Origin of the sequence: Comamonas sp., from assembly GCF_009360615.1 — a bacterium.
Lineage (GTDB): Bacteria > Pseudomonadota > Gammaproteobacteria > Burkholderiales > Burkholderiaceae_C > Comamonas.
The window spans coordinates 1-17748 of the sequence record NZ_SPEY01000115.1; the positions used below are offsets into that span (position 1 = coordinate 1).

17 protein-coding genes are annotated in these 17748 nt (G+C 65.7%); 12 read left to right on the plus strand and 5 right to left on the minus strand.

Annotation, left to right across the window (positions count from 1 at the left end; all coding sequences use genetic code 11):
* The 4 genes from E2583_RS23820 to E2583_RS23835 form a co-directional block, all read left to right on the plus strand.
* Positions 1 to 294 (plus strand): OB-fold domain-containing protein (locus E2583_RS23820; RefSeq protein ID WP_291599323.1); only part of this gene is annotated, 294 nt, incomplete at its 5' end.
* Positions 291 to 1502 (plus strand): thiolase, encoded by a 1212-nt coding sequence (locus E2583_RS23825; protein ID WP_291599325.1) that lies wholly within the window; start codon positions 291 to 293, stop codon positions 1500 to 1502. The genes E2583_RS23820 and E2583_RS23825, both read left to right, overlap by 4 nt.
* A 169-nt stretch (positions 1503 to 1671) precedes the next feature.
* Positions 1672 to 2832, plus strand: coding sequence for an acyl-CoA dehydrogenase family protein (locus tag E2583_RS23830; RefSeq protein ID WP_043370527.1), 1161 nt, complete (start codon positions 1672 to 1674; stop codon positions 2830 to 2832).
* Positions 2833 to 2856: 24 nt separating this feature from the next.
* Positions 2857 to 3300 (plus strand): PaaI family thioesterase, encoded by a 444-nt coding sequence (locus E2583_RS23835; RefSeq protein ID WP_043370526.1) that lies wholly within the window; start codon positions 2857 to 2859, stop codon positions 3298 to 3300.
* A gap of 100 nt (positions 3301 to 3400) precedes the next feature.
* On the opposite strand, the gene E2583_RS23840 is transcribed toward E2583_RS23835, so the two are convergent.
* Positions 3401 to 4324 carry a LysR substrate-binding domain-containing protein gene (locus tag E2583_RS23840; RefSeq protein WP_043370524.1) on the minus strand — a complete coding sequence of 308 codons (924 nt, stop codon included), beginning with the start codon at positions 4322 to 4324 and terminating at the stop codon, positions 3401 to 3403.
* 148 nt (positions 4325 to 4472) lie between these two features.
* Here E2583_RS23840 and E2583_RS23845 point away from each other — a divergent pair, with 148 nt between their 5' ends.
* A complete protein-coding gene (locus E2583_RS23845) occupies positions 4473 to 5753 on the plus strand; it encodes a CaiB/BaiF CoA-transferase family protein (RefSeq protein WP_291599329.1) in 1281 nt (426 codons plus the stop codon).
* Between the two features lie 50 nt (positions 5754 to 5803).
* Here the strand turns inward: E2583_RS23845 and E2583_RS23850 are convergent, their stop codons facing one another.
* Both E2583_RS23850 and E2583_RS23855 read right to left on the minus strand, forming a co-directional pair.
* Positions 5804 to 6871: a nitronate monooxygenase gene (locus tag E2583_RS23850; protein WP_291599331.1), complete on the minus strand. Its 1068-nt coding sequence runs from the start codon at positions 6869 to 6871 to the stop codon at positions 5804 to 5806.
* Between the two features lie 34 nt (positions 6872 to 6905).
* The gene (locus E2583_RS23855) at positions 6906 to 8087 is read right to left on the minus strand and encodes a YbfB/YjiJ family MFS transporter (protein WP_291599333.1); all 1182 of its coding nucleotides are present in this window, start codon (positions 8085 to 8087) and stop codon (positions 6906 to 6908) included.
* A 110-nt stretch (positions 8088 to 8197) separates the two neighbouring features.
* On the opposite strand from E2583_RS23855, the gene E2583_RS23860 reads away from it, so the two are divergent.
* Positions 8198 to 9127 (plus strand): LysR substrate-binding domain-containing protein, encoded by a 930-nt coding sequence (locus E2583_RS23860; RefSeq protein WP_291599335.1) that lies wholly within the window; start codon positions 8198 to 8200, stop codon positions 9125 to 9127.
* Positions 9128 to 9139: 12 nt separating this feature from the next.
* On the opposite strand, the gene E2583_RS23865 is transcribed toward E2583_RS23860, so the two are convergent.
* Positions 9140 to 10678: a YifB family Mg chelatase-like AAA ATPase gene (locus tag E2583_RS23865; RefSeq protein WP_291599338.1), complete on the minus strand. Its 1539-nt coding sequence runs from the start codon at positions 10676 to 10678 to the stop codon at positions 9140 to 9142.
* Between the two features lie 84 nt (positions 10679 to 10762).
* Entirely contained in the window at positions 10763 to 11311 is a 549-nt protein-coding gene (locus E2583_RS23870; protein ID WP_291599339.1) for a MarR family transcriptional regulator, read from the minus strand.
* Between the two features lie 92 nt (positions 11312 to 11403).
* Here E2583_RS23870 and E2583_RS23875 point away from each other — a divergent pair, with 92 nt between their 5' ends.
* From E2583_RS23875 to E2583_RS23900, 6 genes are all read left to right on the plus strand, one after another.
* On the plus strand, positions 11404 to 12375 hold the full coding sequence (locus tag E2583_RS23875) for a tripartite tricarboxylate transporter substrate binding protein (protein ID WP_291599341.1): 972 nt from the start codon (positions 11404 to 11406) through the stop codon (positions 12373 to 12375).
* Between the two features lie 110 nt (positions 12376 to 12485).
* On the plus strand, positions 12486 to 13478 hold the full coding sequence (locus tag E2583_RS23880) for a Bug family tripartite tricarboxylate transporter substrate binding protein (protein WP_043007149.1): 993 nt from the start codon (positions 12486 to 12488) through the stop codon (positions 13476 to 13478).
* A gap of 113 nt (positions 13479 to 13591) precedes the next feature.
* Positions 13592 to 14920: a sulfatase-like hydrolase/transferase gene (locus tag E2583_RS23885; protein WP_291599343.1), complete on the plus strand. Its 1329-nt coding sequence runs from the start codon at positions 13592 to 13594 to the stop codon at positions 14918 to 14920.
* A gap of 374 nt (positions 14921 to 15294) precedes the next feature.
* Entirely contained in the window at positions 15295 to 16047 is a 753-nt protein-coding gene (locus tag E2583_RS23890; RefSeq protein ID WP_291599345.1) for a TorF family putative porin, read from the plus strand.
* 17 nt (positions 16048 to 16064) lie between these two features.
* On the plus strand, positions 16065 to 16403 hold the full coding sequence (gene glnK / locus E2583_RS23895; protein ID WP_291599348.1) for a P-II family nitrogen regulator: 339 nt from the start codon (positions 16065 to 16067) through the stop codon (positions 16401 to 16403).
* A gap of 39 nt (positions 16404 to 16442) precedes the next feature.
* A partial coding sequence (locus E2583_RS23900) for an ammonium transporter (RefSeq protein ID WP_291599349.1) occupies positions 16443 to 17748 on the plus strand: 1306 nt, incomplete at its 3' end.

Consider the following 17748-nt stretch of genomic DNA (forward strand, 5'->3'; position numbering starts at 1 on the left):
CCCCGTGAGCTGTGCCCGCACTGCGGCGCCAGCCCGCTGCGCTGGGTACGCCCCAGCGGCCAGGGCACGGTCTACTCCACCACCACCATCGCCCGCAAAGCCGAAGCCGGCGGTGACTACAACGTGGCGCTGATCGATCTGGATGAAGACGTGCGCATGATGAGCCGCATCGAAGGCATTGCACCCGAGCGCGTGCAGATCGGCATGCGGGTCACTGCCCAGACGATCCAGCACAACGGCAAGGGACTGGTCGTATTCCACCCCGCCGTCAATGCACCAGGAGAGGTCGCATGAGCGTTTCTCTGCCTTCATCCAGCCTGGATGCCGCAACCGTGAATCGTGCCCTGCGCGGCAAGGTTGCCATTGCCGGCGCTGCCACCTATGGCTGCGGCGAAGCCCCCGGCATGGACGATATGACGCTGCTGGTACGTGCTGCCCACGCGGCCGTGGCCGATGCCGGCCTGACCATGCAGGACATCGACGGCCTTGCCACCTGCAGCGTCACCGCCAGCATGTGGGCCATGCCGGTGATCGAACATCTTGGCATCAATCCCAGCTACATCGACGGCACCATGCTGGGCGGCAGCAGCTTCGTGGCCCATTTGCTGCCCGCCATGCGCGCGCTGGAAGCCGGCCAGTGCAAAGCCGTGCTGATCTGCTACGGCAGCGCCCAGCGCTCAGGTTCCGCAGGCCGCAAGGACATCGTGGCCGCGCGCCGCACCATGGACCCTCAGCCTTATGAACACCCTTACGAGCCGCTGCTGCCGGCCTCGGCCTATGCGCTGGCTGCCCAGCGCCATATGCACCAGTACGGCACCACACGCGAGCAGCTGGCTGAGGTGGCGGTGGCGGCCCGTGCCTGGGCCCAGCTCAACCCAGAAGCCTTTATGCGCGACCCGCTCACCATCGACGATGTGCTGAAGGCGCGCATGGTCTCCAGTCCCCTGGGCGTGCGCGACTGCTGTCTGGTCACCGACGGTGCCGGCGCCATCGTGCTCACCCGCGCAGACCGTGCCAGAGATCTGTCACAGCCCCCCGTCTACATCCTGGGCAATGCCACAGCCTGCTGGAACCGCCAGATCTCCTGCATGTCTGATCTGACCGTGACCTCAGCCACCCAATCCGGCCGGCAGGCCTTTGCCATGGCGGGGCTGACCCCAGCCGACATGGACATGGCCCAGCTGTATGACGCCTTCACCATCAACACCATCCTGTTTCTCGAAGACCTGGGCTTTTGCCGCAAGGGCGAGGGCGGCTCCTTTGTGCAAGGCGGTGCCATCGCCCCCGGCGGCCGTCTCGCCGTGAACACCAATGGCGGCGGTCTGTCCTGCGTCCACCCGGGCATGTATGGCGTGTTCCTGCTGATCGAGGCCGTGCGCCAGCTGCGCGGTCAGGCCGGCCTGCGGCAGCTGGCACGCCACCGCACGGCCGTGGTCCATGGCAATGGCGGCACGCTGTCCAGCCAGGCCACGGCGGTTCTGGGAACCTCGCAGGCACTCTAGGCCCAGGCCGCTACGCGTCATCCCTGGCAAGGCACCCGCTTTTCGGTGCAGGCCAGCCTCCGCGTGAAGCCGCACCGGCTTTTTCCTCACGGACAGCAGTTGCTGAGTGGTTCTTGAAGAAGCTATCCATCAGGCAAGACATAGCCATACGAGACAAGGAATAAATCACATGATTCGCGATCCCGAAACCCTTGAAGCCCTGCTCGACAGCGTGCGCCGCTTTGTGCGCGAGCGCCTGGTGCCTGCCGAAAACGAAGTGGCCGACACCGACGAGATCCCCGCCTCCATCGTGCAGGAGATGCGCGATCTGGGCCTCTTCGGTCTGACCATTCCCGAGCGCTTCGGGGGGCTGGAGCTGACCATGGAGGAAGAGGTTCGCGTGCTGCTGGAGCTGTGCCAGACTGCACCGGCATTTCGTTCCGTCATCGGCACCACCGTCGGCATTGGCTCACAAGGCATTTTGATGGATGGTACGCCCGAGCAGCAGGCACAGTGGCTGCCCAGGCTTGCCACCGGCGAGGTGATTGCTTCGTTCGCGCTGACCGAGCCCGAAGCCGGCTCGGACGCGGCATCGCTGCGCACCACGGCGGTCAAGAACGGCGACCACTACATCGTCAACGGCACCAAGCGCTTCATCACCAATGCGCCGCACGCGGGCATGTTCACGCTGATGGCCCGCACCAACCCCGAGGACAAGGGCGCGGGTGGTGTGTCCTCCTTCATCGTCGACGCCAGGTCTGCGGGGATCAGCTTCGGCAAATACGACAGGAAGATGGGCCAACGCGGCGCCCACACCTGCGACGTGATCTTTGACAACGTCAAGGTGCCGGCCGCCAATCTGATCGGCCTGCAGGAAGGCAAGGGTTTCAAGACTGCCATGAAGGTGCTTGAAAAAGGCCGCATCCACATTGCCGCCGTGGCCGTGGGCTGCGCCAAGCGCATTCTGCGCGATGCCCTGCAGTACGCGCTGGAGCGCAAGCAGTTCGGCCAGGCGATCTGTGACTTTCAGCTGGTGCAGGCCATGCTGGCCGACAGCCAGGCCGAGCTGTACGCGGCCGAATGCATGACGATCGATGCAGCCCGCCGCCGTGACGACGGCAGCAATGTGTCGACCGAGGCCTCCTGCGCCAAGATGTTCGCCACCGAGATGTGCGGCCGCGTGGCCGACCGCGCGGTGCAGATCCTGGGCGGATCGGGCTATATGTCCGAATACGGCATCGAGCGCTTCTACCGCGATGTGCGCCTGTTCCGGCTGTACGAAGGCACGACGCAGATCCAGCAGATCATCATTGCCCGCAACATGGTGCGCGAAGCCCGCGCCAACGCATGAGCGCCAACGCATGAGCGCCAACGCATGAGCGCCATCGCCCCGCCGACAACAAGGCCTGTGGAATTCGGCCATGAGCGCAGCGCTTTCATGCGCCTGCTGGGCGCCTGCCAGGTGGCCGATGCGCCCCCCGGCATGGTGCAGATACGACTGCCCGAGTTGCGTGAGGAGCTGCTCAACCAGCTGCCTGCCGCTCATGGTGGCGTGCTGATGAGCCTGCTGGATTCGGTGATGTCGCGCGCCGCCAGCGCGCTGCCCCAGGCGCCGTCGCAGACCGCCGTGACTGTGGAGATGAGCAGCCGCTTTCACCGCCCCGGTCGCGGCGGCTTGCTGGCCGAGGGCTGGGTAGTGCAAGCCAGCCGCAGCCTGTGCAGCTGCGCCGCCAGGATCACCGACGCACAAGGCACGCTGGTGGCTACCGCCCAGGGCACGTTCAAGTACTGGAAAGCCCCCACCACACTGGAAAAGTGAGCAGCTCCCGCTGATGAAATCAAGTCTTTGAGCTTGAATTGCCTTGAAATGTATATTCCACGTGCGCAGCGCGCTCTCGTTCTAGAAAGTGCTTACGCGCCTAGAGCAGCTCGCCGGTATCGGACGTTCCCGCGGCATCGATCACCAGCAGCTGCACCAGCTCCTTGGCAAAACTGGGCAGCGCATCCAGACTGCGCATGCAGATCTGCATATCGCGCACCGACCAGGCATCCGACAGCGGCACGATGGCTATGTTCATGACCGCCGCGTGGCGGCTGGCCGCCGACTCCGGCAGCACGCCCACGCCCACGCCGGACTCGATCATGCGGCAAGCCGTCTCGAAGTTGCCGACCTGGATGCGCTGCTTGATGGGCTTGTGCAGATGGTCCGAGGCCTGACGCAGAAAAGCATGGATGGCGCTGGACTCGTGCAGGCCCACATAGTCCAGATCCAGCGTGTCGGAAAACGCCAGCTGCATCTCCCCATCCAGCGCATGCCCCTTGGGCACCACCAACACCAGCCTGTCCTTGCGGTAGGGCAGGGTTTCCAGGTTCTCGGTGCGCACCAGACCGGCCACGATGCCGATGTCGGTCTGCCCTTCGGTCACGGCGCGCACGATGTCGTGGGACAGACGCTCGCGCAGATCCACATTCACATCCGGATTGCGGCCCAGAAACTCGCGCAATACCGGCGGCAGGAATTCGCTCAGCGAAGTGGTGTTGGCATACACGCGCAGATGGCCCTTGATGCCACGCACATACTCCTGCATGTCGCCGCGCAGGTGCTCGATCTGGCTGAGCACCATGCGTGCATGGGTGACAAACGCCTGGCCGGGCGGCGTCAGCGTCACGCCCTGGCTGGTGCGGTAGAGCAGCTTGGTGCCGATGCTGTCTTCCAGGTTCTTGATGCGCGTGCTGGCGGCCGGCAGCGAAATGCACGAGAGCTCGGCGCCACGAGTCATGCTGTTGGCCTCCGCGATATGGGTCATCAAGCGCAGGTCTACGAGGTCAAAGTGCATGGACATGGCCCATTGTAAGAACGCCGCCAGCTGGCTGGCTGTCGCGTATTGGCGCGACCGGCCCGGATAAACCCGGCTTCCACAAATGCGAAGCACGCAACAGACCAGCCTGCCTACGATGGCTGCCAGCCCTCTATCCGGACCCAATCTCTTCATGACTGCCGCAGCTGTTTCCTTCGCCACTGCCCGCACAGGTGCCCTGAGCCATCTGCGCGTGCTCGATCTCTCACGCGTGCTCGCCGGCCCCTGGTGCACACAGAATCTGGCCGACATGGGCGCCGACGTGATCAAGATCGAAAAGCCCGGCGAAGGCGATGACACCCGCCACTGGGGCCCGCCCTTTTTTGCAGATGCACAGGGCGACGCCTCTGCCCACGCCTGCTACTTTGCGGCCTGTAACCGCAACAAGCGATCGATCACGGTCGACATGGCAACCCCGGAGGGCCAGGCCATCATCCGCGAGCTGGCCAAGGACAGCGACATCGTGGTGGAGAACTTCAAGACCGGCGGCCTGCAGCGCTACGGCTTGGACTACGCCAGCCTCGCGGCCCTCAATCCTCGTCTGATCTACTGCTCCGTCACCGGCTTCGGCCATACCGGGCCCTATGCGCCGCGCGCAGGCTATGACCTGCTGATCCAGGCCATGAGCGGCCTGATGAGCATCACCGGCCGCGCGGACAGCGAGCCCGGCAGCGGCCCCTTGCGCGTGGGTGTGGCCGTGATCGATCTGTTCACCGGCATGTATGCCACCAGCGCCATTCTGAGCGCGCTGGAAGCACGACACCACACCGGCCGAGGCCAGCATATCGATATGGCGCTGCTGGACGTGGCCATGGCAGTGCTGGCCAACCAAGGCACAGGATTCCTGAACACGGGCAGCATTCCGGGCCGCCAGGGCAACACCCACCCCAGCGTGGTTCCTTATCAGGACTTTCCCACGGCCGACGGCAGTATGTTGCTGGCGATAGGCAACGACGGCCAGTTCGCACGCTTTTGCGAAGCGGCCGGCGTGGCCTGGCACCAGGACGCACGTTTCACCACGAACGCGGGCCGGGTCATTCACCGTGTGGAGATGGTCGACATGATGTCCGAGCTGACTCGCAGCCGCAGCACGGCCGACTGGATCGCGTTGCTGGAAGCCCGAGCCGTGCCCTGCGGCCCCATCAACAACATCCGTCAGGCCTTTGAAGACCCCCATGTGCAGGCACGTGGCCTGCGCATCACGCAGCAGCGCTACCCGGATGGAGAGCTGCCGAAGGGCGAGTGCATCAACCAGGTGATCACCACGGCCAGCCCTCTGCGCCTGTCCGACACGCCGGCCACGCTGCGTTATGCGCCTCCAGCCCTGGGCCAGCACACCGAGGAGGTGTTGCGTGAAAGACTGCAGCTCGACGCTGCGCAACTGCAGGCGCTGCGCGACAAACAGGTGCTCTAGCTTCGCAAGACCGCTCCATGCATTGTTGGGCGACCCTCGTCTGATCCTGGCTAGGCCGAAGTCGCCGCATCCAGCTCCTGCGCCAGCGTGCGCACGAGTTCGGCCGCAGGCATGGCGCGAGCCAGCGGTGCGCCCTGGCCGGCCCAGTGCGCGGCATAGTCGCTGCTGCCCTGCGAGCTGGCTGCCTGGTGCAGCGCCTTGCCTGCGTCATACACCATGGGATAGGCGGGCATTGCTCCCGCATAGTCTCTCCCCAGTTGGTGCAGACGGTTGAACATGCCGCGCGCAGGACGCCCGGAAATGGCGGCGGTGATGGCCGTGTGCTGTGCGCTGTCGCCTTGCAGCTCGGCGCGGTAGGCCTGGCTGGCTGCGGATTCGGGGCAGAGGATGAAGGCCGTGCCCATCTGCACGGCACAGGCTCCGAGCTGCAGCGCAGCGGCAATGCCTGCACCGTCCATGATGCCGCCGGCGGCGACCACGGGCAGGCGGGACTCGCGCGCCAGCAGCCGCACCAGCGCAAAAGTCCCCATCAGAGTGTCCTGCTCTGGCACGAAAGCGCCGCGATGGCCGCCCGCCTCCATGCCCTGGGCCACGATCACATCCACCCCGGCCTGCTCGATCTGGCGCGCCTCGTCGAGACTGGTGGCACAGGCCAGCGTGGTGATGCCGGCAGCACGCAAGGCATCTACAAAGCTCTGCTCCGGCAGGCCGAAATGAAAGCTCACCACGGTGGGGCGCAGCTCCAGCAACATGGCCTGCAACCGCGCATTGCCCAGCGCGGACTCGTAGATGCAGCGCAGGCCAGACGGCACGGACGCGCCGTAGCGCTCGAACTCCGGCGCCAGATAGCGCAGCCACTGCGCTTCGCGCTCCGCATCTGCTGCCGGCGCACGGTGACAGAAGAGGTTGACGTTGAAGGGGCGATTGGTCAGCGCACGCGTCTGTTCAATGTGCTGGCGCGCCTGCTCGAGGCCGTAGGCGCCTATGCCGACCGAACCCAGGGCGTATGCATTGCTCACGGCAGCCGCCAGCTGCGGGGTCGAGGTCCCGGCCATCGGGGCCTGAATGATGGGATGCTGCAGACCCAGGCCTGTCATCCACAAAGGTAGTTTGCTCATCGTGCGTCTCCTGGTTGTCACTTCTCGATATGGATCATTGCGTCGCGCGGGCCAGGCGGCTGGAGGCCACCAGCAGCGCCCCCAGGCCCAGCGCCGCGCAGCCCAGCACGAACAGCTGGCGATAGCTGCCGCTGCTGGCGTAGACAAATGCCATCAGATAGCCGGAGCTAGCCTGCAACAGCGCAAATGCCGCCGTGGCATAGCCCCACATTTTCTTGTGCTGGCCGGGGCCAATGAGCTGCATCAGATAACCCGAGGTGATGGCCGCCATGCCCGGTGACAGCGCCCCCACCACAAAACCCGACAGCGCGTGACCGCCGAAACCGGCCCAGACCAGCGGCAGGCCGATGGCCACGGCCTTGAGGGCATAGGCGCCCGTGGTCGTTCCCCACCAGCCCCAGCGCGTGGCGCAGTAGGCCGCACACAGCGGCCCGACCATCGCGCCAAGCCCGAAGAATGCCCATTGCGTCGAGGCATAGGCGCCGCCCAGCTGCAGCTCACGATCCAGGTAGTCCACCCAGAACACGGTGTGCGGCACAAAGCCGAAGGCGTCGCAGGCATAGGCGGTCAGCACCAGGATCACCGCCAGGCTCCATGGCGTTGCACCGGAAGTGGCGGCCGTCGCCGTGGGCTGGACCGCCACCGGCGCATGCAGCGGGATCTGGCGCGCGGCATGCCATCCGCTGTAAAGCGCCAGCGCACATAGCGCCGTCAGCGCCCACCAGACGGCGCTCAGGCTGCTGCGCGCAAACATGGGCACCAGGGTGGCGGCCAGCAAGGCGCCCACGCCAATGCCGCAGAACATCAGCGGACCCAGCGTGGCGCGGCGCGGCGGCGCGGCCGCAGCCATGGCCACCGACGGGCCCAGCACCATCAGCGCGGCCCCGGCAATGCCCGAGATCAGCCGCCAGACAAAGAACAGGGCCATGGGCTGGGGCAGGCTGCAGCCTGCAAAGCTGAGCATCACGGCCACCCAGCAGATCACCAGCACGCGCAGCGCGCCCATGCGCTCGGCCAGCGGCGCTGCGACCAGGGCGCCGATCAGATAGCCCAGCAAATTGGCGGCCCCCAGATAGGCCACCTGCTCGCCGCTGAACCAGCCCGCATGCACCATCTGCGGCATCAGCGCCGTGTAGGCGAAACGGGCCAGGCCGACGCCGCTCAAGGTGGCCATGAAACCGGTCAACAGCAGGGGAAGTTCTTTGCGCTCGATCACAGCTCGGGTTCCGGAGGGAAATTGGCATCTAGCCTAAAGGCAGCGACTCGATCATGTCCAATGATTCAAAATGATGACCTGCATCTCATTTCAAGATACTGGAGCCGCATATGCAACTCAAATCCCTGCGCATGTTCGAAGCCGTCTGCGAAAGCGGCAGCTTTGGTGCCGCGGCCCAGCGGCTGCACACCGTGCAGTCCAATGTCACGGCCCATATCAAAAAGCTCGAGGACGAAGCGGGCGTGCAGCTGCTGATGCGGGCCAGCCCGGTCTTTCCCACTCCGGCGGGGCGCACGCTGCTGGAAGCTGCGCGGCAGATGCTGCAGTCGCATGACCAGGTGCTGGCCATGCTGCAAACCCCACAATTTGCAGCCGGCCAGGTCAAGGGCGCCTTGCGCATAGGCTCCATGGAAACCACGGCCGCCCTGCGCCTGCCGCCCCTGCTGGCCGAATTGCGCAGACTGCATCCGGACATCGACCTGGAACTGGATGCCCGGCCCACGGCCGCATTGCTGGTGGAGCTGGCGGCCGGTCGCATCGACTGCGCCTTCATCAACGGTGCCGCACCGCAGAGCGAGCTGCATTCCTGGCCGCTGTTCCGCGAAGAGCTGGTGCTGGTCAGCGGACAGCCGCTGACGCGCTTCCCCACCGCTGCGGACTTCGGCAACGCCGTGTTCCTGGCCTTCCGCCAGGGCTGCAGCTACCGCCAGCGGATCGAGCTGCTGATGGCCTCGATGGGGGTGACGGCGGTGCGCATCATGGAGCTGGGCATGCTGGACACCATCCTCGGCTGCGTGGCCGCCGGCATGGGTTATGCGCTGCTGTCGCGCTCTCTGGTCGAAGCCCAGCAGCAGCGCTTTGGCGTGCACTGGATGACCTTGCCCGGCAGGAGCGGACAGGAGCTGGCCTTTGTCGACACCTGTTTTGTGACCGCCGCCGTTGCGGGCTGGTCTCCCGCATTGCACGCATTTGCGCAGGTGCTGGGCGTCGATCCCCGAACCACGCAGGCACGGCCCGTGCCGCTGGCCCTGGCTGCCTGAGCACGCCAGGCATCACGGCTGCATCAGCGCACGGCGGTATTGCAAGGACTCGGCCAGATGGGCCTGCGTGATGGCGTCCGAGCCCGCCAGATCGGCAATGGTTCGCGCCACCTTCAGGGCCCGGTGCGTGCCGCGCGCCGACCAGCCCAGACGCGTCGCAGCCTTGTGCGCAAAAGCCAGCGCTTCGGGCTGCAACTGCAGATGCGTGTCGAGCTGCACCCCCTGCAACTGATGATTGGGCAGGCCCTGGCGCCGCAAGGCCCTGTCCCTGGCCGCACTCACGCGTTGCTGAACGGCCTCGCTGCTCTCGCCTTCGGGCGCTGCCAGCAACTCCTCGGGCGACAGCGCCGCCACCTCCACATGCAGGTCGATGCGGTCCAGCAAGGGGCCGCTGATGCGCGCCTGGTAACGGGCCACCTGGTCGGGCGAGCAGCGACAGGCCCTGATGCGCGAGCCCCAGTAGCCGCAGGGACAGGGGTTCATCGCGGCCACCAGCTGGAAGCGTGCCGGGAATTCCGCCCGCTGCGCGGCCCGTGCGATGGTGATGCGCCCGGTCTCCAGCGGCTCGCGCAAGGCCTCCAGGGCACTGCGCGCGAATTCGGGCAGCTCGTCCAGAAAAAGCGCCCCGCAATGGGCATAGGAGATTTCGCCAGGCCGGGGCGGAGAGCCGCCGCCGACCAGCGCAATGGAGCTGGCCGTGTGATGAGGCGCGGCAAACGGTCGCTGGCGCCACAGCTGCGGCGTGAAACGGCCGCTGAGGCTGGCAATGGCTGCGGCTTCGAGCGCTTCCTCGTCGGTCATGCCCGGCAGCAAGCTGGCAAAGCGCTGGGCCAGCATGGATTTTCCCGAACCCGGAGGGCCGATCATCAGCACACCATGTGCGCCGGCAGCTGCAATTTCAAGCGCGCGCTTGGCCTGCATCTGGCCGCGCACCTCGCGCAGATCCAGCGACTGCAAAGAAGCCTCAGCGGGTATGGAGTGCACCCGCTGCCAGCCCTCCACGTCATCGCCCTGCTCCGCCAGGGTGGCGTCATGCGCGATGAACTGCCTGACCACGTCCAGCAGATGCGCAGCGCTGAAGACTTCGATGGCCGGCACGAAAGCGGCCTCCTGCGCACTATCCGGCGGCAGCACCAGCCGCACGCGGTGCTGCTGACGCTGCAAGGCCAGCGCCGTTGCCAGGGCCCCGCGCACCGGGCGCAGCGCACCGGTCAGGGACAGCTCACCCGCAAACTCATAGTCGGCGAGCCGCTGGGCATCGATCTGCCCGCTGGCCGCCAGAATGCCCAGCGCTATCGGCAGGTCAAAGCGGCCGGAGTCCTTGGGCAGGTCTGCCGGAGCCAGGTTGACCGTGATGCGCTGGTTGTTCGGGAACTCCAGCCCCGCATTGACGATGGCCGCGCGCACCCGCTCGCGCGCCTCCTTGACCTCCACCTCTGCCAGGCCCACCAGGGTGAACGACGGCAGGCCGTTGGCCAGATGGACCTCGACGGTGACACCCGGTGCCTGCAGACCCAGCAGGGCACGACTTTGAACCAGAGCCAGACCCATTACGTCCCTCCCCTTCAAGCCGGACTGGAAGGCCTAGCGTATGCCCCAGCGGCTCCCGCAGGCAATAGGGGTGTGCACAGGCCGTCAGGCGGCGGCATCATCCGGGGCGGGCTGCCTGCCCGCGGCCCGGCCACGACGGCGCTCGGCCTTGGGAAAGCTGCCCTGCTCCTGCATGAGCGCCGCCCGGGAGCGAACACGCTCGAAGACCTGCGACACCACCTGAAGCTCGGCATCGCTGACGTCGCCGAGCAGCTCCTGATTGATCGCCTGTATCTGCGGAAACAGCTGGGTGTGCAGCGCCAGCCCGGCGGCCGTCAGCTGCACCATGGCCTGGCGCCCGTCGCCGGCCATACCCTGCTTGTGCAGCAGCCCCTTGGCAATCAGGGCGGAAATGGTGCGCGAGGTCCGCGTGCGATCGAGCTGCGCCAGCTCCGCGAGCCGGGACGGCTGCATGGCGCCCTTGGTAGCCAGCAGGCCGATCATGCGCCACTCGCGCCGGGTGATGCCGAAGCCGCCCTCGCACAGGCGCACCACCATGGTCCCGGTCGAGCTCATCAGGCGGGCCAGATGGTAGAGGAACAGATCGTCCAGCTCGGACGGCTGCCGCCAGGGGTGGCGCTGCACCTTGGTCATGGATGTTTGTGGGTTTTCTCTAGGAATGATGGATTAGATCCATTATCGAGTCACTGCTTACAGTGGCTCCAAAGAAAACGACAGGAGACACCATGCCTTGCACCCGTATCGCCCGCCGCACTCTGGCCGGGCTGGTGGCCGCCGCGCTGCTCACGGCAGCCCATGCGGCCGACAACTGGCCCGCCAAGCCCATACGCATCATCGTTCCCACGCCGCCCGCCGGCCCGTCCGACATCGCCGTGCGCCCGCTCGCTGCGGCCGTGCAGAAGGCCCTGGGCCAGGCCGTGATCGTGGAGAACCGGGCCGGGGCCAACGGCAATATCGGGGCGGCCGAAGTCGCCCGCGCCCCGGCCGACGGCTATACCTGGCTGTGGGCCATGGACCCGGTGCTCACCGTCAACAAGCATATCTACAAGAACATCGGCTACTCCAGCGATGCCATCGTGGTGCTCAATGCCGCCGCCAGGTTCTCGCAGACCCTGATCTGCACCCCCGGCCTCGGCTTCAAGTCCGTCAAGGACATGCTGGACGCTGCCAAGTCGCGCGAGCTGACCTATGCCACGGGCGGCGCGGGCTCGCCCGGCCATCTGGTCATGGAGTCCCTGCTGTCCAGCACCGGCGTGAAGATGGTGCATGTGCCCTACAAGGGGCCGGCACCGGCCATGCAGGACCTGATGGGGGGCCAGGTAGACTGCGGCTTCCTGGCCGCCCCCACGGTGCTGCCCCAGATCCAGAGCGGCCGCGTCACCGCACTGGCCACCACGGGGCGCACGCGCTCGCCCCTGCTGCCGGCATTGCCCACGATCGCCGAGTCCGGCTACCCCGACTTCGACGGCACCTACTGGCTGCTGCTGGCCGCCCCCAAGGGCGTTCCTGCCGAGATCCAGAAGCGCTTTCTCGCCGCCATGGATGCCGCCATCCGCTCGCCGCAGCAGCAGGAGCGGGTCAAGGCCGTGGATATCGAGATGGTGGGCAGCAGCCCCGAGCAGGCCCAGGCCAGGGTGCGCGAGATCTCGGACAAATGGGAAGCGCTGGCCCGCAAGATCCATCTGAAACCCGATTGAGGCCATCCGCGCTGCTCGGACCGTTGCCGGCGCGCACTTACACTGCCCGCTTTTCCATCAGCAATGGCGTGAGACCGCGGCGCGGATCACAGACCAGGAGAGACATGACGATGCAAAGAAGAATCTTCGGCAAGCTCGCGGCGGGGCTCGGCCTGAGCGCAGGATTGCTGGGCAGCGGCGCGCTGCAGGCCCAGGAGACCCATGCCCTGTTTCCCAACAAGACACCGCTGCGCATGGTGGTCGGCTATCCGCCCGGCGGCGCCACCGACCGCGTGGCACGCATCGTGGCCGACCGCCTGCAGGCCCGGCTGGGCAGCCCGGTGATCGTGGAAAACAAGCCCGGCGCGGGCGGCCGTCTGTCGGCCCAGTACGTGAAGAACGCGCCCGCCTCCCAGCCCGCCGTGCTGCTGGCCAATCCCGCCGTGATGGTGGTGGCGCCGCTGGTGTTCCCGGACTCCGGCTACGACCCGGAAAAGGACTTCCGCCCCATCAGCGAGGTGAACCGCTACGAGTTCGGCCTGGCCGTCGCCAGCGCCGTACCCGTGAAGGAGCTGCCGCACCTGCTGGCCTGGCTCAAGGCCAATCCGCAGCAGGCCAATTTCGGCGTGCCGGCCACGGGCAGCCTGCCGCACTTTTTCGCGCTGATGCTGGGCGAGACCGCCAAGGTGCCGGTCGAGGTCGTGGGCTACAAGGGCTCGGGCCCGCTGCTCACCGACCTGATGGGCGGGCAGATCCCCATCGCCGTCGACACTTTCGACACCCAGATTGCCCAGCACGAAGCGGGCAAGCTGCGCGTGCTGGCCACCTCGGGCGAGCGCCGCAGTGCCATGGCGCCCGGCATTCCCACGCTCAAGGAGCTGGGCGTGAACCTGGTCGGCACGGGCTGGAACACCTTGTTCGCCCCGCAGAGCATGGCGCCGGCCACGGTGCAGCGCCTTTCGCAGCTGGTGCAGGAAGTGATGAAGGAAGCCGACACGCAGCACAAGTTCGCCGCCTCCAACCTGGTGCCCGTGGTCAGCAGCGCGCAGGACACGGAAAAAATGCTCAAGGCCTACCGCGCGCAATGGGCGCCGGTGGTGCAGCGCTCGGGCTTCAAGCCCTGATATTTGAGGAGCATCTATCGCTTGCTACCAAACATTTTCAGCATCAAATCTATTCAGAATCCTTTATTAAAAAGCGATAGAAGCTCCTGTTTTTGAATGTTCCTCGCTCTCCCATGACCGACTCCCGCCCCAATCTGATCTTCATCCTGGCCGATGACCTCGGCTATGCCGACCTGGGCTGCACCGGTGCGCGCGATGCACACAACAATGCCACCGACGTCTCGCCGCGCCTGGACGCGATGGCGGCCCAGGGCCTGCGTTTCACGCGCGGCTACTCCAACTCCTCGGTGTGCTCGCCCACGCGCTTTGCGCTGGCCACCGGCCGCTGGCAGTACCGCCTGCGCGGCGCGGCCGAGGAGCCGATCGCCAGCGTGCATGGCGACAAGGTGCTGGGGCTGCCGCCCGATCACCCCACGGTGGCATCGCTGCTGCGCGATGCCGGATATGCCACGGCCCTGGTCGGCAAATGGCATCTGGGCTACCCGCCGCATTTCGGCCCGCGCCTGTCGGGCTACGAGGAGTTCTACGGCTTTCATGCGGGCGGCGCCGACTACTTCGCCCATTGCGATCCGCGCGGGCGCCCCGACTTCTGGCTCAACGAAGAGCCGCATGCCGAAGACGGCTATCTGACCGATCTGCTGAGCCGCCGCGCCGTGGACTTCGTCAGGCGCCAGACATCCGACCAGCCCTTCTACCTCTCGCTGCACTACAGCGCGCCGCACTGGCCGTGGCTGACGCGCGAGGACCGCGCCGAGTCCGAGCGCCTGCAAGGAATGGGCAAGCATATCGACGGCGGCTCCATCGACACCTATCAGCGCATGATCCACCACATGGACGAAGGCATCGGCTGGCTGCTGGATGCGCTGGAGGAAAAAGGCATGAGCGAGAACACGCTCATCGTCTTCACCAGCGACAACGGAGGCGAGCGCTTCTCCAATACCTGGCCCTTCGTGGGGCAGAAGATGGACCTGCTCGAAGGCGGCATCCGCGTGCCTTTGCTGGCACGCTGGCCGGCCCGCATGATGGCCGGCGCCGTCTGCGACACGCCCTGCCTGACCATGGACTGGTCGGCCACCTTCCTGGCCGCCGCCGGCGTGGCCGCACATGCCGACTATCCGCTGGACGGCATCAGCCTGCTGCCGCTGATGCAGGACCCGGCCTGGGTGCCCGAACGCGACCTGGCCTGGCGCATGAAGCACCGCTCGCAAAAGGCCCTGATCCGCGGTGACTGGAAATATCTGCAGGTCGAGGGCATCGAATACCTGTTCCACATCGGCAAGGACCCGCGCGAGCGCGCCAATCTGCGCGATCGCGAGCCCCGGAAACTGGCCGAGCTGCGCAGCGCCTGGCAGCACTGGAATCAGGCGCTGCCGCCGATTCCGGAAGACGCCAAGGTCTCGCTGGTGTTCACCTCGGCGGATCTGCCCCAGGCCAGCTTCTGAGTTGCGCCCGGTCTACAGGCCCATCGCCCCGGCGATGGGCTTTTTTGCGTCTCCACCCAGGCACAGAGCACGCACTCACTGGCAGATCCCCTGTTTGGTGCAAAAAGCGGGACAAAAGCCGGGCCACGGCAGTGCATCGCAGAAACGCACCATATTGGTGCAACCGGTTCCGACCACCATCCGGGTGGCGAAAGTTGCGCTCGGTGATTGTGAAAACTCGTAGCTTTTTGTACCCGGCAGCTATGGCACGGTGGCCGTTTCAGGGCCTTGGACAACGAACCACACCGGAGCATTCACAGAGACTGGCACGGTCTGTGCTTGGACAGTTCATCCGAGATTTTTGCCACGAAATTTTCAAACCGGAGGAACCCTGAATGCCCAGTCCCGCTGCTAGCCGTTTCAAGACTCTCGCCAAGACTGCCGCCCTGGCCTGCGCCGTTGCCGCCCCCATGTGGGCCCATGCCCAGCTCTCCGCCAACGTTGCCCTGACCACCAACTACAAGTTCCGCGGTCAGGACCAGGACGCCAGCCGCAACAAAGCCGTCAAGCCTGCGCTGCAAGGCGGCTTCGACTACACCTTCGGCGACAGCGGCTTCTACGTAGGCAACTGGAACTCCTCCGTGGACTGGCTGCCCGGCAATTCGCTGGAAACCGACTTCTATGGCGGCTACAAGTTCAAGGCCGCCGATGTGGACTGGGATGTGGGCCTGCTGACCTATGTGTACTCCGGCAATGCCCATGGCAACACCACCGAGATCTATGGCTCCGGCACCTACGGTCCGTTCACGGCCAAGTACTCGCATACGGTATCCAAAGACTATTTCGGATGGGCTGGCGCCAAGTCCGGCTCGGGACTCAAGGGTCGCAACACCGGTTATCTGCAGTTCTCCTACAGCCAGGAAGTGATGCCCAAGGTGACACTCAAGGCATCGGTTGGTTACACCCATTTCTCCAGCGACATCAAGGACCTGGGCGTTCCCAACTATGTGGATTACAGCGTCGGTGGTGCCTATGACCTGGGTGACGGTTTCTCCGCGGGGGCAGCGGTGACCGGCGCCAACAAGAAGGCCTTCTTCGGCGATGTGAACAAGGCGCGTCTGATTCTGACGCTCTCCAAGACTTTCTAATTTTTCAGGAGCCCGTCATGAAAATGGTGATTGCCATCATCAAACCCTTCAAGCTCGACGAAGTGCGTGAAGCGCTTTCCCAAATCGGTGTTCAAGGCATCACCGTGACCGAGGTCAAGGGCTTTGGCCGCCAGAAAGGCCACACCGAGCTGTACCGCGGTGCCGAGTACGTGGTGGACTTTCTGCCCAAGCTGAAGATCGAGGCCGCGATCACCGACGACCTGGTGGACGCCGCCATCGACGCCATCGAGGGTGCAGCCCGCACCGGCAAGATCGGCGACGGCAAGATTTTTGTGCAGCCGCTGGAGCAGTCGATCCGTATCCGTACAGGAGAAACCGGCGACGCGGCCCTGTAAAGGCTCAGTCTCTCTGGAACCGTTTTGAGAAAGATTGCCATGACCAAGACATTATTGAGTGCAGGCCTGGGACTGGGCCTGCTGGCTGCAAGCGCCGCGGGCTTTGCCCAGGAGGCTGCCACCGCTGCTGCCGCCGCGCCTGTGGCCGCAGCCGCAGCGGAGGTCGTCCCCACCCTGAGCGCCGGCGATACGGCCTGGATGCTGACCTCGACCATGCTGGTGATCCTGATGGTCATCCCCGGCCTGGCGCTGTTCTACGGCGGCCTGGTGCGCAGCAAGAACATGCTGTCGGTGCTGGCACAGGTCTTCGTGATCTTTTCACTGATCACCGTGCTGTGGGCCATCTACGGCTACTCGCTGGCCTTTGGCGGCGAAGGAAAGTTCTTCGCGGGCTTCGACAAGCTGTTCCTCATGGGCATCACCCCTGACACGCTGTCCTCGATGCTCAAGACCATCCCCGAATACGTGTTCGTGGCCTTCCAGTCCACCTTCGCAGCCATCACCGTGGCGCTGATCGTGGGTGCGTTCGCCGAGCGCATCAAATTCGCGGCCGTGATCGTGTTTTCGGTGCTGTGGTTCACCTTCAGCTACATCCCGATGGCCCACATGGTGTGGGGCGGCGGTCTGCTGGGTGCCGATGGCGCGCTGGACTTCGCGGGCGGCACCGTGGTGCACATCAACGCGGCCGTGGCCGGTCTGGTGGGGGCCTACATGCTGGGCAAGCGCATCGGCTTCGGCAAGGAAGCGCTGCCTCCGCACAGCCTGACACTGACCATGGTCGGCGCGTCCCTGCTGTGGGTGGGCTGGTTCGGCTTCAACGCCGGCTCTGCCGGTGCTGCCAACGGTGCGGCCGGCCTGGCCTTCATCAACACCATCCTGGCCACCGGCGCTGCCGCCATCTCCTGGATCGTGGCCGAGGCGCTGCTGCGCGGCAAGGCCTCCATGCTGGGTGCGGCCTCGGGTGCCGTGGCCGGTCTGGTGACCATCACGCCGGCCGCCGGTTTCGTCGGCCCCATGGGCTCCATCGTCATGGGCATCATCGCCGGCCCTCTGTGCTTCTGGGGCGTGTCCGGCCTCAAGCGCATGCTCAAGGTTGACGATGTCTGCGACGTGTTCGGCGTCCACGGTGTCGGCGGTATTCTCGGTGCCATCCTGACCGGCGTGTTCTGCGCCAAGGGCCTGGGCGGCATCGAACCCGAGGGCTACAACATGGCCCATCAACTGTGGGTGCAGGTCGAGAGCGTGCTGGTGACCATCGTCTGGTCGGGCGTGGTCTCCTACGTGGCCTACAAGATTGCCGATCTGACCGTGGGTCTGCGTGTCTCGGAAGAGTCCGAGCGCCAGG

Coding starts and splice junctions, on each gene's coding strand:
- E2583_RS23835 (WP_043370526.1), top strand. CDS start 2,857: ATGAGCGCCATCGCCCCGCCGACAACAAGGCCTGTGGAATTCGGCCAT.
- E2583_RS23830 (WP_043370527.1), top strand. CDS start 1,672: ATGATTCGCGATCCCGAAACCCTTGAAGCCCTGCTCGACAGCGTGCGC.
- E2583_RS23850 (WP_291599331.1), bottom strand. CDS start 6,871: ATGAGCAAACTACCTTTGTGGATGACAGGCCTGGGTCTGCAGCATCCC.
- E2583_RS23885 (WP_291599343.1), top strand. CDS start 13,592: ATGACCGACTCCCGCCCCAATCTGATCTTCATCCTGGCCGATGACCTC.
- E2583_RS23825 (WP_291599325.1), top strand. CDS start 291: ATGAGCGTTTCTCTGCCTTCATCCAGCCTGGATGCCGCAACCGTGAAT.
- E2583_RS23880 (WP_043007149.1), top strand. CDS start 12,486: ATGCAAAGAAGAATCTTCGGCAAGCTCGCGGCGGGGCTCGGCCTGAGC.
- E2583_RS23840 (WP_043370524.1), bottom strand. CDS start 4,324: ATGTCCATGCACTTTGACCTCGTAGACCTGCGCTTGATGACCCATATC.
- E2583_RS23875 (WP_291599341.1), top strand. CDS start 11,404: ATGCCTTGCACCCGTATCGCCCGCCGCACTCTGGCCGGGCTGGTGGCC.
- glnK (WP_291599348.1), top strand. CDS start 16,065: ATGAAAATGGTGATTGCCATCATCAAACCCTTCAAGCTCGACGAAGTG.
- E2583_RS23860 (WP_291599335.1), top strand. CDS start 8,198: ATGCAACTCAAATCCCTGCGCATGTTCGAAGCCGTCTGCGAAAGCGGC.
- E2583_RS23865 (WP_291599338.1), bottom strand. CDS start 10,678: ATGGGTCTGGCTCTGGTTCAAAGTCGTGCCCTGCTGGGTCTGCAGGCA.
- E2583_RS23870 (WP_291599339.1), bottom strand. CDS start 11,311: ATGACCAAGGTGCAGCGCCACCCCTGGCGGCAGCCGTCCGAGCTGGAC.
- E2583_RS23845 (WP_291599329.1), top strand. CDS start 4,473: ATGACTGCCGCAGCTGTTTCCTTCGCCACTGCCCGCACAGGTGCCCTG.
- E2583_RS23890 (WP_291599345.1), top strand. CDS start 15,295: ATGCCCAGTCCCGCTGCTAGCCGTTTCAAGACTCTCGCCAAGACTGCC.